A 341-nucleotide genomic window follows, 5' to 3' on the forward strand; every position below is an offset into this window, starting at 1 on the left:
GCTCTTCCGATCTGTCACGCATTCATATCCGTTTTTATATAGATAATCCAAGGTCGGTTCCAGAGCCATTACAGTTTGGGGACGATCGCTCCAATCATGGAGGAGAATGATGTCACCAGCCCGTAACGAATGTATGATGTGGGAGGATATTTTATTCGGTGCCGGCCGTTTCCAGTCTTGTGGATCCTGATGCCAGGACCATAAAACAACCTTAAATCCTTTTTTTACTGCAGTATTAATGATTATATCGTTATGAAGTCCACCTACAGGCCGGTATAATGTCGGTTTGTATTTGGCAATATCCCAAATCACTTTATCGGTTTTGTCCAATTCGGAAGATA

General features: G+C 42.5%; 1 protein-coding gene. It reads right to left on the reverse strand.

The features are described 5' to 3' along the window. The coding region (locus CVN76_RS02280; RefSeq protein WP_232732071.1) for a polysaccharide deacetylase family protein at positions 1-341 on the reverse strand (341 nt) is incomplete at both ends.

Source organism: Bacillus sp. mrc49 (assembly GCF_002803435.1).